Source organism: Streptomyces sp. WM6378 (assembly GCF_001279695.1).
GTDB lineage: Bacteria > Actinomycetota > Actinomycetes > Streptomycetales > Streptomycetaceae > Streptomyces.
Genome location: NZ_LGDD01000037.1, coordinates 1 through 13999 on the forward strand (window position 1 = coordinate 1; position 13999 = coordinate 13999).

The 13999-nt window shown below is 72.2% G+C and carries 13 protein-coding genes; 11 read left to right on the forward strand and 2 right to left on the reverse strand.

The window, feature by feature from the left end:
- Positions 1–512: 512 nt before the first annotated feature.
- From ADK54_RS47285 to tesB, 3 genes are all read left to right on the forward strand, one after another.
- Positions 513–1232 (forward strand): PucR family transcriptional regulator, encoded by a 720-nt coding sequence (locus ADK54_RS47285; protein ID WP_420717265.1) that lies wholly within the window; start codon positions 513–515, stop codon positions 1230–1232.
- Between the two features lie 69 nt (positions 1233–1301).
- Positions 1302–2459, forward strand: coding sequence for an acyl-CoA dehydrogenase family protein (locus ADK54_RS06315; RefSeq protein WP_053724531.1), 1158 nt, complete (start codon positions 1302–1304; stop codon positions 2457–2459).
- Positions 2460–2494: 35 nt separating this feature from the next.
- Positions 2495–3367, forward strand: coding sequence for an acyl-CoA thioesterase II (tesB, locus tag ADK54_RS06320; protein ID WP_053724532.1), 873 nt, complete (start codon positions 2495–2497; stop codon positions 3365–3367).
- 60 nt (positions 3368–3427) lie between these two features.
- On the opposite strand, the gene ADK54_RS06325 is transcribed toward tesB, so the two are convergent.
- Together ADK54_RS06325 and ADK54_RS06330 are read right to left on the reverse strand one after the other, a co-directional pair.
- Positions 3428–4198 carry a phosphatase gene (locus ADK54_RS06325; protein ID WP_053724533.1) on the reverse strand — a complete coding sequence of 257 codons (771 nt, stop codon included), beginning with the start codon at positions 4196–4198 and terminating at the stop codon, positions 3428–3430.
- Positions 4199–4281: 83 nt separating this feature from the next.
- Positions 4282–4878, reverse strand: a complete 597-nt coding sequence (locus ADK54_RS06330; protein WP_053724534.1) for a TetR/AcrR family transcriptional regulator — start codon at positions 4876–4878, stop codon at positions 4282–4284.
- A 110-nt stretch (positions 4879–4988) separates the two neighbouring features.
- Here ADK54_RS06330 and ADK54_RS06335 point away from each other — a divergent pair, with 110 nt between their 5' ends.
- From ADK54_RS06335 to ADK54_RS06370, 8 genes are all read left to right on the forward strand, one after another.
- Positions 4989–6596: a carboxyl transferase domain-containing protein gene (locus tag ADK54_RS06335; protein WP_053724535.1), complete on the forward strand. Its 1608-nt coding sequence runs from the start codon at positions 4989–4991 to the stop codon at positions 6594–6596.
- A 62-nt stretch (positions 6597–6658) separates the two neighbouring features.
- Positions 6659–8647: a biotin carboxylase N-terminal domain-containing protein gene (locus ADK54_RS06340; RefSeq protein WP_053724540.1), complete on the forward strand. Its 1989-nt coding sequence runs from the start codon at positions 6659–6661 to the stop codon at positions 8645–8647.
- Positions 8644–9579, forward strand: a complete 936-nt coding sequence (locus ADK54_RS06345; protein ID WP_053724536.1) for a hydroxymethylglutaryl-CoA lyase — start codon at positions 8644–8646, stop codon at positions 9577–9579. Before ADK54_RS06340 ends, ADK54_RS06345 begins: the two co-directional genes overlap by 4 nt.
- A 2-nt stretch (positions 9580–9581) precedes the next feature.
- On the forward strand, positions 9582–10742 hold the full coding sequence (locus ADK54_RS06350; protein ID WP_053724537.1) for an acyl-CoA dehydrogenase family protein: 1161 nt from the start codon (positions 9582–9584) through the stop codon (positions 10740–10742).
- Between the two features lie 115 nt (positions 10743–10857).
- Entirely contained in the window at positions 10858–11055 is a 198-nt protein-coding gene (locus ADK54_RS06355; RefSeq protein ID WP_053724538.1) for a hypothetical protein, read from the forward strand.
- Positions 11056–11112: 57 nt separating this feature from the next.
- On the forward strand, positions 11113–11757 hold the full coding sequence (locus ADK54_RS06360; RefSeq protein WP_199826883.1) for a GNAT family N-acetyltransferase: 645 nt from the start codon (positions 11113–11115) through the stop codon (positions 11755–11757).
- A gap of 144 nt (positions 11758–11901) precedes the next feature.
- A complete protein-coding gene (locus tag ADK54_RS06365; protein WP_053724542.1) occupies positions 11902–12933 on the forward strand; it encodes an ABC transporter substrate-binding protein in 1032 nt (343 codons plus the stop codon).
- Between the two features lie 2 nt (positions 12934–12935).
- A complete protein-coding gene (locus ADK54_RS06370; protein ID WP_053724539.1) occupies positions 12936–13778 on the forward strand; it encodes a siderophore-interacting protein in 843 nt (280 codons plus the stop codon).
- Positions 13779–13999 lie beyond the last annotated feature (221 nt).

Sequence of the window (13999 nt, forward strand, 5' to 3'; positions counted from 1 at the left end):
CCCCGGAGGGGTCGGTGCTGGATGCGGCGGGGGGTGAGCCGTCGGCCCCGGCGTGGGGGGCGCTGCCGGGGTTGGTGCGGGTGGTGGCGCCTCCGGCGGACTTTCCCCACCCCGCCCCTTCCCGAAAGCCTCCGGCGGATGGTGATCCGGCTGTCGGCCGGTGGACACGGGGCTCCGCCCCGGACCCCGCTGCTCAAACGCCGCAGGGGCTGGATGTCCGGCCGCCTTCAGCCCCTCCGGCGTTTGAGGAGCGGGGGTCTGGGGGCGGAGCCCCCAGCGCACCCACCGGCTCGCAGCCGACGGACAGCCCGTCGGAATTCCAGCCTCTCCGGCGTTTGAGGAGCGGGGGCCCGGGGGCAGCGCCCCCGGCAACGGACATCAGCCCACTCTCACCCCCGGAGGGTCTCGGGAAGGGGCGGGGTGGGGAAAGTCCACCGAAGGCGCATGCACTCACCGCTACCGACACCCTCGGCGGCACCCACCTCGCCGCCTACGCCCTCGCAGGGCCCCGCGTGCTCGCCCTCGCCACTCCCCACCGCGCCCCCGGCGACCACACCATCGCCGGCGTCGCGGCCGTACTCCTCACCCTGCTCACCGCCGAGCGGCAGGGCGCGGACGAAGCCGCCCGTTCGGCCGCACTGGTGCGACTCCTCCTCGGTGGCGCCCCCGAGGAGGCCGAACCGCTGCTCGGCGAGGGGCCGTGGGTCGTCGTGCACGCCCGGGGGCAAGGGGCCCCGCCCGAGCTCGGGACTCCCCTGGTCGACGCGGGCGAGCAGCACGTACGAGCCCTCGTACCCGCCGACCGCGAGGTCACGACGCACCCCGGCTGGACCCTCGGCGTCAGCGCACCGGCCGGGCTCGACGGGCTGGCCGTCGCCGACACCCAGGCCGCCCGGGCCCTGGAGCGCGCGGAAGCGACCCGCACCCCCCTGACCCGGCACCGCCCCGCCGGATTCGGGGCGCTGATGAACCCGGAGGAGGCCGCCGCGTACGCACACCACATGCTCGCCCCGCTCAGCGACCCCTTGCGCACCACCCTGCGCACCTGGCTCTCGTTGCACGGCAGTTGGGACCGCAGCGCCGTCGCGCTGGGGGTGCACCGCAACACCGTGCGCCAGCGGATCGGCCGCGCGGCGGCGCTGCTCGGCGTCGATCTCGACGACATGGACGTGCGCACCGAGCTCTGGCTGGCGCTCAGAAGTGCTGAGTCTCACTCTGGACAGTGCCGGTGACTGCCGGGTAACTTCGTATTTCAACCTGAGCAAGCGCTTAGCCAAATTTGCGAGCCGAGGAGGGCGTCCGTGCGCCGTACGGTATTCAACGAAGACCACGAGGCGTTCCGGGAGACCCTGCGCGCCTTCATCGAGGCCGAGGTCGTCCCGGTCTACGACGAGTGGTTCGCGCAGGGCATCGTGCCGCGCGAGTTCTACTACAAGCTCGCCGAGCTCGGCATCTTCGGCATCCGCGTGGACGAGGAGTTCGGCGGCGCTGGCATCGACTCGTACAAGTTCGAGGCCGTCATGTACGAGGAGACGGCCCGCGCGGGCGTCCAGTTCGGCGGCTCCGGCGTGCACGTGCTGCTCGGCCTGCCGTACATCAAGATGCTCGCCACCGACGAGCAGAGGAAGCGCTTCCTGCCGAAGTTCGTCTCCGGCGAGGAGATGTGGGCGCTGGCGATGACCGAGCCGGGCACCGGCTCCGACCTCGCGGGCATGAAGACCACCGCCAAGCTGTCCGAGGACGGCTCGCACTACGTCCTCAACGGCTCCAAGACCTTCATCACGGGCGGCGTGCACGCCGACCGCGTGATCGTCTGCGCCCGCACGGACGCCCCCTCCGCCGAGGACCGCCGCCACGGCATCTCGCTCTTCGCGGTGGACACCAAGTCCGAGGGCTACTCGATCGGCCGCAAGCTCGACAAGCTCGGCCTGAAGACCTCCGACACCGCCGAGCTCGCGTTCGTCGACGTGAAGGTGCCCGTCGAGGACCTGCTCGGCGAGGAGAACAAGGGCTTCTACTACCTCGGCCACAACCTCGCCTCCGAGCGCTGGGGCATCGCGTTCGGCGCGTACGCGCAGGCCAAGGCGGCCGTCCGGTTCGCCAAGGAGTACGTGCAGGACCGCACCGTCTTCGGCAAGCCGGTCGCCTCGTTCCAGAACACCAAGTTCGAGCTGGCCGCCTGCCAGGCCGAGGTGGACGCCGCCGAGGCGGTCGCCGACCGCGCGCTCGAAGCCCTGGACGCGGGCGAGCTGACCCCGGCCGAGGCCGCGTCCGCGAAGCTGTTCTGCACCGAGGTCGCGCACCGCGTCATCGACCGCTGCCTCCAGCTGCACGGCGGCTACGGCTTCATGAACGAGTACCCGATCGCCCGTCTGTACGCCGACAACCGGGTGAACCGGATCTACGGCGGCACCAGCGAGATCATGAAGTCGATCATTGCCAAGGACATGGGTCTGTAGGGGCCGGCCACCGACCGACCTGTACAACTACCTTCATGCATCAGGCACTTGAGAGCCTCCTCGATCTGCTCGACCTTGAGCGGATCGAGGAGGACATCTTCCGCGGCCGGTCCCGCTCGGCGGTCGTGCCGCGCGTCTTCGGCGGCCAGGTCGCGGCCCAGGCGCTGGTCGCCGCGGGCCGCACCGTCCCCGCGGACCGGATGGCGCACTCCCTCCACGCGTACTTCCTGCGCATGGGGGACCCCGGCGCGCCGATCGTCTACACCGTCGACCGCATCCGGGACGGCGCCTCCTTCACCACCCGCCGCGTCGTCGCCATCCAGCACGGCCAGCCGATCTTCCACCTCTCCGCGTCGTTCCAGACGTACGAGGAGGGCATGGAGCACCAGGCCGACATGCCGCCGGCGCCGGACCCGGAGTCGCTGCCGACGGCCGCCGAGATGCTGCCGCGCTACGCGGACGCCTTCCTCGACGAGGGCGTGGTGGACCGCATGCTGGAGGCCCGCGCGGCCGTCGACCTGCGGTACGTGGACGTGCCGCCGTGGGGCACCGTCGGCACCCCGCGCGAGCCGCGCTCGCAGGTGTGGTTCCGCACCAACGGCAAGCTGGCCGACGACCCGCTCCTGCACGTGTGCCTGGCGACGTACGTCTCCGACATGACGCTGCTCGACTCGGTGCTGCTCGCCCACGGGCGCGGCGGCTGGGCGGTCGGCGACGTGGTGGGCGCCTCGCTGGACCACGCCATGTGGTTCCACCGCCCCTTCCGCGCCGACGAATGGCTCCTGTACGACCAGGAGTCCCCGTCGGCGTCCGGCGGGCGGGGCCTGGGCCAGGCCCGGATCTACACGCAGGACGGCCGCCTCGCGATCACGGTCATCCAGGAGGGCGTGGTCCGCGTCCCGCGCTGACGCGCCGCACGACCCCGCTCGGAGCCGGGGCCCGGGGGCACAGGCGCAGCACCGGCGGGGTCAGGCCTCCAGGCCCGCCGCGTCCAGGAGATACGCCGTCATCGGCTCGTAGAAGCGCGGGTCCAGGACGTGGTCGTCCAGGGGGACCGTCACCTGGAGCGTCCCCTCCGCCTCCGCCAGGAACAGCGCGGGGTCGTTGGAGTCCGCGTACCCCATCGAGTCCACCCCCCGCTGCCCCGCGCACCCCGCCCACCCGTGGTCCGCGACCACGAGGTCCGGCGGGGTTTCCAGCGCGTCCAGGATCGCCCGCATGGGCTCCGGCGAGTGGGTGTGCCACAAGGACGCACCCCGCTCGAAGACGGCCACGTCCGCGAACTGGACGACGTACCCCTCGTCGGCGGTGAGCCCGCCGGGGATCCGTACGATCTCGCAGCCCGCCGCCCGCAGCCCGGCGGCGGTACGGCTGTGCACGTCGATGAGCGCGCCCGGGTGCCCGGTCGCGAACAGCACCCGCTCCCGCCCGGCCGCGGCCTTGCGCAGCCGCGCCGCCATGCGGTCCAGGGCGTCCACCGTCAGCTCGGGATCGATGGTGTCCTGGCCGGTGCGGTGCCCCGGGTCGTCGAGGACCCCGCAGCGCTCGGCCATGACGGCAAGCACGTCCTGCTCGTCGCTCCAGCGGTCCCCCAGCTCCAGGCCCAGCCAGTAGTGGCGGTCGCCGTTGGCGAGCTTGCGGTAGTGGGAGAGGTTGTTGTCGCGGGGGGTCGCGACGTCACCGGCGATACGGGTGCGGACTAGGTGGTCGACGAGGGCGGCACGGCTGGGTATCGGCATGCGGCCATTCTGCCCCGCCCGCGCCGCCCCCGGCCGGTCCGTCCCGCGCACCGGACGCGGCTTCGGGGAGCGGCGGAAGAGGCTCAGAGCGCGTCCAGGGAGGCGAAGGCCCCGTGCGCCAGGCGGCGCAGCAACGCCTCGGTGGCCGCGCGGCCGGGCAGCCCACTGCCGTAAGTGCCCAGGTGGGGCGTCGAGTTGAGCAGGCCGAACACCGCGTGCACCGCCCCGCGCACCTCCGCCTCGGGCACCGGCGGGTACAGCTCGCGCACGACGCCGACCCACAGCTCGACGTACTGCCGCTGGAGCTGGCGCACCAGCTTGCGGTCGCTGTCGCGGAGCCGGTCGAGCTCGCGGTCGTGCAGGGTGATCAGCGCCCGGTCGTCGAGGGCGAAGTCGATGTGCCCGTCGATGAGCGCGCCGAGCAGGCGCTCGGGGTCGCCCGCGGCCTCGGTGACCCGCTTGCGCCCGCCGTCGTACAGCCGCCCGCTGATGCCGACGAGCAGCTCGGCCAGCATCGCGTCCTTGCCCGCGAAGTGCCGGTACAGACCGGGGCCGCTGATGCCGACGGCGGCCCCTATCTCGTCGACGCCGACGCCGTGGAAACCGCGCTCGGCGAAGAGGCGGGCGGCCTCGCGCAGGATCTGCTCGCGGCGGGTAGGGGCGTCGGTACGGGTGCTCATGGGAATTCATTCTAGACAATGCGGTTAGCGCTCGTTAACCTGAGGGAAACGAGTTAACGGTCATTAACATCCGTTGACGTCGCCGCGTACGGGCAAGGGGGCTCGACACGATGCAGCAGGCACCGGTCCTGGGGAGTGCGGCAGATCCCGCCTCCGAGGCCTGGCGGGCCAACGAGGCGGCGCACCGCGCGCTCGGCGAGGAGCTGCGGGCGAAGCTCGCCGCGGCCCGGCTCGGCGGGGGTGAGCGGTCCCGCGAGCGGCATGTCGCGCGCGGCAAACTGCTGCCGAGGGACCGCGTGGACACCCTCCTCGACCCCGGCTCGCCCTTCCTTGAGCTGGCCCCGCTGGCCGCCGAGGGCATGTACGGCGGGCAGGCGCCGGCCGCCGGGGTGATCGCCGGGATCGGCCGGGTCAGCGGCCGCGAGTGCGTGATCGTCGCCAACGACGCCACGGTCAAGGGCGGCACGTACTACCCGATGACGGTGAAGAAGCACCTGCGGGCCCAGGAGGTGGCGCTCGAAAACCGCCTCCCCTGCCTCTACCTGGTCGACTCGGGCGGCGCGTTCCTGCCGATGCAGGACGAGGTCTTCCCCGACCGCGAGCACTTCGGGCGGATCTTCTACAACCAGGCCCGGATGTCGGGTGCCGGGATTCCGCAGATCGCCGCCGTGCTCGGATCCTGCACGGCCGGCGGGGCGTACGTCCCGGCGATGAGCGACGAGGCCGTGATCGTCCGCAATCAGGGCACGATCTTCCTGGGCGGCCCCCCGCTGGTGAAGGCGGCGACCGGCGAGGTCGTCACGGCCGAGGAGCTCGGCGGCGGCGAGGTGCACTCGCGCGTCTCGGGCGTCACCGACCACCTGGCCGAGGACGACGCGCACGCGCTGAGGATCGTCCGCAACATCGTGGCCACGCTTCCCGACCGCGGCCCGCTGCCCTGGTCGGTGGAGCCGGCCGAGGAGCCGAAGGCCGACCCGTTCGGCCTGTACGGCGCGGTGCCCGTCGACTCGCGCACGCCCTACGACGTACGGGAAGTGATCGCCCGGGTCGTCGACGGTTCGCGCTTCCAGGAGTTCAAGTCGGAGTTCGGGCAGACGCTGGTCACCGGGTTCGCCCGGATCCACGGCCACCCGGTCGGGATCGTCGCCAACAACGGCATCCTGTTCTCCGAATCCGCCCAGAAGGGCGCCCATTTCATCGAGCTGTGCGACCAGCGCGGCATCCCGCTGGTGTTCCTTCAGAACATCTCGGGCTTCATGGTCGGCCGTGACTACGAGGCGGGCGGCATCGCCAAGCACGGCGCGAAGATGGTGACGGCGGTCGCCTGCACGCGCGTGCCGAAGCTGACCGTCGTCGTCGGCGGCTCGTACGGCGCGGGCAACTACTCGATGTGCGGCCGGGCCTACAGCCCCCGCTTCCTGTGGATGTGGCCCAACGCCAAGATCTCGGTGATGGGCGGCGAGCAGGCCGCCTCGGTTCTCGCGACCGTCAAGCGCGACCAGTTGGGCGACGACTGGAGCGCCGAGGACGAGGAGGCCTTCAAGGCTCCCATCCGCGAGCAGTACGAGACGCAGGGCAACGCCTACTACGCGACCGCCCGGCTCTGGGACGACGGGGTGATCGACCCGGTCGACACCCGCCAGGTCCTGGGCCTGGCCCTGACCGCCTGCGCCAACGCCCCGCTCGCCGACCCCGCCTTCGGCGTCTTCCGGATGTGACGGACGTGACGGATATGACGACGTTCATGTCGACTTCTACGGTGAGGGCTCCCATGGCTCCCATGTTCACGACCGTGCTCGTCGCCAACCGGGGCGAGATCGCGGTCCGCGTCATCCGCACGCTGCGCGGGCTCGGCATCCGCGCGGTCGCCGTCTTCTCCGACGCGGACGCCGACGCGCGCCACGTCCGGGAGGCGGACACGGCGGTACGCATCGGCCCCGCGGCGGCGTCCGAGAGCTATCTGCGCCCCGAGCGGATCGTCGAGGCGGCGCTGCGCACCGGCGCCCAGGCCGTCCACCCGGGCTACGGCTTCCTCGCGGAGAACGCGGCGTTCGCCCAGGCCTGCGCCGAGGCCGGCCTGGTCTTCATCGGGCCGCCCGCCGAGGCGATCTCCCTGATGGGCGACAAGATCCGCGCCAAGGAGACCGTGCAGGCGGCCGGGGTTCCGGTCGTGCCGGGCTCCTCGGGCAGCGGCCTGACGGACAGTCAACTGGCCGACGCGGCACGGGAGATCGGCATGCCCGTGCTGCTCAAGCCGAGCGCGGGCGGCGGCGGCAAGGGCATGCGTCTGGTCCGCGACGAGACGCTGCTGGGCGACGAGATCGCGGCCGCCCGCCGCGAGGCCCGCGCCTCCTTCGGCGACGACACCCTGCTCGTGGAGCGGTGGATCGACCGGCCGCGCCACATCGAGATCCAGGTCCTGGCCGACGGCCACGGCAACGTGGTCCACCTCGGCGAGCGCGAGTGCTCGCTCCAGCGCCGCCACCAGAAGATCATCGAGGAGGCGCCCAGCGTCCTGCTCGACGAGGCGACCCGCGCCGCGATGGGCGAGGCGGCCGTCCAGGCGGCCCGCTCGTGCGGCTACTCGGGCGCGGGCACGGTCGAGTTCATCGTCCCGGGCAAAGACCCGTCCTCGTACTACTTCATGGAGATGAACACCCGCCTCCAGGTCGAGCACCCGGTGACCGAACTGGTCGTATCCGCTGGTCCGGCTGCCGCCGGGGGCGGCATCGACCTCGTGGAGTGGCAGCTCAGGGTGGCCGCGGGCGAGCGACTCCCGTACGAGCAGAAGGACATCACCCTCACCGGCCACGCCATCGAGGCCCGCATCTGCGCCGAGGACCCTTCCCGCGGCTTCCTGCCCTCCGGCGGTCGGGTCCTGAGCCTGCGCGAGCCGCAGGGCGACGGAGTCCGTACGGACTCGGGCCTGAGCGAGGGCACCGAGGTCGGCAGCCTGTACGACCCGATGCTGTCCAAGGTCATCGCGTACGGGCCCGACCGGGCGACCGCGCTGCGCAAGCTGCGCGCGGCGCTCGCCGACACGGTGACGCTCGGCGTGCCCACCAACGCGGGGTTCCTGCGCCGCCTGCTGGCCCATCCGGCCGTGGTGGCGGGCGAGTTGGACACCGGCCTGGTGGAGCGCGAGGCGGATTCGCTGGTCCCGGACGGCGTACCGGACGAGGTGTACGCGGCTGCCGCGGCGGTACGGCTCGACGCGCTGCGGCCCGCCCCGGTCGACGGCTGGACCGACCCGTTCTCGGTGCCGAGCGGGTGGCGGATGGGCGGCGAACCCGCACCGCTCGCCCACTGGCTGAAGGTGCCCGGCAACGAGCCGGTGCGGGCCTCGGGGTCCGGCCGGGTCGAGCGGGACCGGGTCACCGTCGAGCTCGACGGCGTCACCCACACCTTCCACCGGGCCGGAAGCTGGCTCGGCCGGGACGGCGACAGCTGGCACGTCACCGACCACGACCCCGTCGAGGCGGCCTTGAGCGGCAAGGTGCACGGCGGCGCCGACACCCTGGCCGCGCCCATGCCGGGCACGGTCACCGTCGTCAAGGTGGCGGTCGGCGACGAAGTCGACGCCGGGCAGAGCCTGTTGGTGGTCGAGGCGATGAAGATGGAGCACGTCATCTCCGCCCCGCACGCGGGCACGGTCACCGAGCTCGACGTCACCCCCGGCTCGACCGTGGCCATGGACCAGGTCCTGGCCGTCGTCACACCCGCCGCGCAGGAGACGGTCCAGGAGATCCCCGAGGAGAAGACCTCATGACCCTCCCCATGGTCGTTCCGGCGCAGGACCTCCCGGCCCACGTCCGCATCCACGAGGTGGGGGCGCGCGACGGGCTGCAGAACGAGAAGTCGGTCGTGCCGACCGAGGTCAAGGCGGAGTTCGTGCACCGCCTGGCCGCGGCGGGCCTGACCACCATCGAGGCGACGAGCTTCGTGCACCCCAAATGGGTGCCCCAACTCGCCGACGCGGAGCAGCTGTTCCCGCTGCTCGGCGATCTGTCGGGCGTCGCCCTCCCCGTCCTCGTGCCGAACGAGCGGGGTCTGGACCGGGCGCTCGCGCTCGGCGCCCACCGGATCGCGGTGTTCGCCAGCGCCACCGAGTCCTTCGCCAAGGCCAATCTGAACCGCACGGTCGACGAGTCGCTCGCCATGTTCGAGCCGGTCGTCGCCCGCGCCAAGGCCGACCGCGCCCATGTGCGGGGCTATCTGTCGATGTGCTTCGGCGACCCGTGGGAAGGCGCGGTGCCGGTCCACCAGGTCGTACGGGTCGCCAAGGCCCTGATGGACATGGGCTGCGACGAGCTGAGCCTGGGCGACACCATCGGCGTGGCCACGCCCGCCCACGTGCAGACGCTGCTCGCCGAGCTCAACGAGGAGGGCGTGCGCACCAGCGCCATCGGGGTGCACTTCCACGACACCTACGGCCAGGCCCTGTCCAACACGCTCGCCGCCCTCCAGCACGGCGTGAGCACCGTGGACGCCTCGGCCGGCGGCCTCGGCGGCTGCCCCTACGCCAAGTCCGCGACCGGAAACCTCGCCACCGAAGACCTCGTGTGGATGCTCCAGGGCCTCGGTATCGACACCGGGGTCGACCTCGGCCGGCTCACCGCCACCAGCGTGTGGATGGCCGACCAGCTGGGCCGCCCCAGCCCCTCCCGCACCGTACGTGCCCTCTCCCACCAGGAGTCGTAGCCATGCCCCTCGACCACCGCCTCACCCCCGAGCACGAGGAACTCCGTCGTACCGTCGAGGAGTTCGCCCACGACGTCGTCGCCCCGAAGATCGGCGACTTCTACGAGCGCCACGAGTTCCCGTACGAGATCATCCGCGAGATGGGCCGCATGGGCCTGTTCGGGCTGCCGTTCCCCGAGGAGTACGGGGGCATGGGCGGCGACTACCTCGCGCTCGGCATCGCCCTGGAGGAGCTGGCCCGCGTCGACTCGTCGGTGGCCATCACCCTGGAGGCGGGCGTCTCGCTGGGCGCGATGCCGGTCTTCCGGTTCGGCACGGAGGAGCAGAAGCGTCAGTGGCTGCCGAAGCTCTGCTCCGGGGAGATGCTGGGCGCGTTCGGCCTGACCGAGCCGGACTGCGGCTCGGACGCGGGCGGCACCCGGACCACGGCGGTGCGCGACGGCGACGAGTGGGTCATCAACGGCTCGAAGTGCTTCATCACCAACTCCGGTACGGACATCACGGGCCTGGTCACCGTCACCGCGGTCACCGGCCGCAAGGAGGACGGCCGCCCGCTGATCTCCTCGATCATCGTCCCGTCGGGCACCCCGGGCTTCACGGTCGCGGCCCCGTACTCGAAGGTCGGCTGGAACGCCTCGGACACCCGCGAGCTGGCCTTCTCGGACGTCCGCGTCCCGGTGGCGAACCTGCTCGGCGAAGAGGGCCGCGGGTACGCCCAGTTCCTGCGCATCCTGGACGAGGGCCGCATCGCGATCTCGGCGCTCGCGACGGGCCTGGCGCAGGGCTGTGTGGACGAGTCGGTGAAGTACGCGAAGGAGCGGCACGCCTTCGGCCGGCCGATCGGCGACAACCAGGCCATCCAGTTCAAGATCGCCGACATGGAGCTGCGGGCCCACATGGCGCGGGTCGGCTGGCGCGACGCCGCGTCCCGCCTGGTGCACGGCGAGCCGTTCAAGAAGGAGGCGGCGCTCGCGAAGCTGTACTCCTCGACGGTGGCGGTCGACAACGCCCGCGAGGGCACGCAGATCTTCGGCGGCTACGGCTTCATGAACGAGTACCCGGTGGCCCGCATGTGGCGCGACTCCAAGATCCTGGAGATCGGCGAGGGCACGAGCGAGGTGCAGCGGATGCTGATCGCGCGTGAACTGGGGCTCTCTTCCTGACCTTTGCGGCCCCAGGTCCCCGAAGGACCTGGCCCCTGCGCCCCGGGTCCCTCGAAGGAGTGGTGACGCTCGCGTCGTCCCCGCCCTCGGGTGCCCGGGGCCGCACCCTGTCAGGGTGAACCCGCCGAACTGCCCCAGCTGCGCGAACCGTCCACCGCTGTGGAAGGACACCTCGGCCACGGCGCCGGGCGCCGCCGACCGCTGGCACTGGCACTGCGCGGCCTGCCTGCGGACGTATGAGCCGAGCCCCTCGCACAAGGTGCGGTTCACGTACGCGCCGCTGGCCCGGCAGGCGTCGCTGCTGGGGCGGTAGCGCGTCGCCTCGGCCAATTCGATCGACAGGGCGGGAGCCGCCCGGCAGAGTCGGCCCATGGAACCCCACGCCTGGTGGCCGCTGCACGGCCTTCGCATACGCACCCCCCGTCTCGAACTGCGCCTGCCCGACACGGAGTTGCTGTCCGAGCTCGCCCAGGTGGCGGCGGACGGCGTCCACGCGCCGGACCGCATGCCGTTCACCTTCCCCTGGACCGACGGCTCCCCCGCCGACCGCGGCCGCGCCGTCTACCAGCACGTGCTCGCCACCATCGCGAACTGGTCCCCCGGCGACTGGCATCTGAGCCTCGCCGTACTGCACGAGGGCAAGGTGGTGGGCCGCCAGGACCTGATGGCGAGCTCCTACGCCGTGACCCGCGAGGCGGAGACGGGCTCCTGGCTGGGTCTGGCCCATCAGGGCCAGGGAATCGGCACCGAAATGCGGGTGGCCGCCCTGCACTTGGCGTTCGCCGGGCTCGGCGCCCACGCCGCGACCTCTGCCGCGATGACCGACAACCCGCGCTCCCTCGGCGTCTCGCGGCGCCTCGGCTACCGGGACAACGGCCTCACGACCGCCGTCGTACGGGACCGCCCGGTCACCCTGCAACGGCTGCGCCTGGAGCGCGCGGAGTGGGAGCGCCGTCGCACGGTGGCCGTACGGATCGCGGGGCTCGACGCGTGCCGCGCCGAGTTCGGCGCGTAGCGCTCCCCGGAGGGTTGTGCGGAGGGCCGCTCGGGGCCGGACGTCAGAACCAGCCACTGGACAGGCAATGAGGTTAGGCTAACCTATCTTCGCAACCAGCCAGTGGCCGGTCCCCGGCACGTACGTATGAAAGCGGACACCGTCATGCCCCTCGCCCGAGCGTCCCTGCCCACCCGTCGCGGCCTGCTGGCCATGGGCGGCGCGATCGGCATCGGCGCCGCGCTGACCGCCTGCGGCGGTGGCGACAAGAAGAGCGGCTCGGCGGACAGCGGCAAGACGGCCAAGTCCGGGCCCTGGTCGTTCAAGGACGACCGCGGGAAGACCGCCGAGACCAAGGCGCTGCCCAAGAACATCGTCGCCTACACCGGCACCGCGGCCGCCCTGTTCGACTACGGGATCCAGGTCAAGGGCGTCTTCGGGCCGACCAGGACGAAGGACGGCAAGGCCGATGTGCAGGCCGGAGACCTCGACATCAGCAAGGTCGAGATCATCGGCAACACCTACGGCGAGTTCAGCGTCGAGAAGTACGCGGCGCTCCAGCCCGACGTGCTGATCACGGACATGTGGCAGAAGGACGTCCTCTGGTACGTGCCGGACAACAGCAAGGACAAGATCCTCACGCTGGCGCCGAGCGTGGCCCTCTGGGCGGCCGACCAGAGCATGCCCGCGGCCCTTCAGCGCCGCGCGGACCTCGCCAAGTCCCTTGGCGCCGACGTCAACGCGAAGAAGGTCACCGACGCGAAGGCCGCCTTCGAGAAGGCCTCCGCCCGGCTGCGCGCCGCCGCGAAGGCGAACCCCGGGATCCGGGTGCTGCTCGGCTCGGCGAGCCCGGACCTGTTCTACGTCTCCGAGGCCAAGCGGAGCTGCGACACCCGGTACTTCCAGGAGCTGGGCGTCCAGTTCGTCACCCCGAAGGTCGACTCGCAGGGCTTCTTCGAATCGCTCAGCTGGGAGAACGTCGCCAAGTACCCGGCGGACCTGATCCTCATGGACAACCGCACCGGCACCCTGCAGCCGGGCGACCTCGGCAACAAGCCGACGTGGGGGCAGCTGCCCGCCGTCAAGGCCAACCAGGTCGTGCCGCGCCTGACCGAGCCGATCTACTCCTATGCGCGCGTCGCGCCCATCGTCGACGCGCTCGCCAAGGCCATCGAGAACGCGAAGAAGGTCGCCTGACGATGCCCGCACCGGCCGAGAACGCCACTGCCCCCTTCCGCCTCTTCGATCTGCGCGTGGTACGGGCCCGGCGGCTCGGCCCGTCACTGATGCGGGTCACCTTCGGCGGCTTCGGCGACGAGGACCTCTCGTCGTTCGCCGCCGGAGGCCGCGACCAGAGCCTGTCCCTCTTCCTGCCACACCCCGGCCAGGAGGCGCCCGTCCTGCCGCCCACCGATGACGCGGAGGGCTGGTGGGGCGCGTACCGCGCGCTGCCCGACGACGTACGGGCCGTCATGCGCTCGTACACGGTCCGCGCGCAGCGCCGCGATCCTGACGGGGCGTGCGAACTCGACATCGACTTCGCACTGCACGACGACGGCGGGCCCGCGTGCCGCTGGGCGGGCTCCGCGCGGCCGGGCGCCCGGGTTACGGTCCTCGGCCCGGCCGTCGCGGACAACACGGCGGTACGTTTCCGACCGCCGGCCGGGACCGACTCCGTCGTCATCTGGGCCGACGAGACGGCGCTGCCGGCCGCGGCGGCCATCCTCGAATGGCTCCCCTCCGGCATGCCGGCCCGGGTCTGGATCACGGTGCCGTCCGCCGGGGACGCGATGCCGTTGCCGACGGCGGCGGACGCGGAGGTGACGTGGCTGCCGGGAGCCTCCGCCTCCGCCCTGGACGCGATCGACTCCGCGCCCCTGCCCGGTGCCTCCCCGTACGTCTGGATCGCGGGCGAGGCCTCCCAAGTCCGTTCGCTGAGACGACACTTCGTGGGGGAGCGCGGGGTGGACCGGGGGCGGGTGACGTTCGTGGGGTATTGGCGCCGGGGCCGGTCGGAGGATGAGCTGCGGGCGGCGGCGTAGGTGTTAGGCGCGGGGGGCTTTCGTGCGCGGGGTTCACTCAATCCACCCGCTGCGCGGGGCCGGTCGATTTGACCCCTGGGGAGGTTCACCCACCCACGTTCCACCCGGGACCGGGATGCCCCCCGAGACCCGGGCACCCCTCGGGGCTGCGCCCCGAACCCCGGGGGTTTCCCACCCACCGCCCGTTACCCAGCGCTGGGCGGGCTGGGCCCCCGGGGCGC

Coding starts and splice junctions, on each gene's coding strand:
- tesB (WP_053724532.1), top strand. CDS start 2,495: ATGCATCAGGCACTTGAGAGCCTCCTCGATCTGCTCGACCTTGAGCGG.
- ADK54_RS06325 (WP_053724533.1), bottom strand. CDS start 4,198: ATGCCGATACCCAGCCGTGCCGCCCTCGTCGACCACCTAGTCCGCACC.
- ADK54_RS06330 (WP_053724534.1), bottom strand. CDS start 4,878: ATGAGCACCCGTACCGACGCCCCTACCCGCCGCGAGCAGATCCTGCGC.
- ADK54_RS06335 (WP_053724535.1), top strand. CDS start 4,989: ATGCAGCAGGCACCGGTCCTGGGGAGTGCGGCAGATCCCGCCTCCGAG.
- ADK54_RS06340 (WP_053724540.1), top strand. CDS start 6,659: ATGTTCACGACCGTGCTCGTCGCCAACCGGGGCGAGATCGCGGTCCGC.
- ADK54_RS06345 (WP_053724536.1), top strand. CDS start 8,644: ATGACCCTCCCCATGGTCGTTCCGGCGCAGGACCTCCCGGCCCACGTC.
- ADK54_RS06350 (WP_053724537.1), top strand. CDS start 9,582: ATGCCCCTCGACCACCGCCTCACCCCCGAGCACGAGGAACTCCGTCGT.
- ADK54_RS06360 (WP_199826883.1), top strand. CDS start 11,113: ATGGAACCCCACGCCTGGTGGCCGCTGCACGGCCTTCGCATACGCACC.
- ADK54_RS06365 (WP_053724542.1), top strand. CDS start 11,902: ATGCCCCTCGCCCGAGCGTCCCTGCCCACCCGTCGCGGCCTGCTGGCC.
- ADK54_RS06370 (WP_053724539.1), top strand. CDS start 12,936: ATGCCCGCACCGGCCGAGAACGCCACTGCCCCCTTCCGCCTCTTCGAT.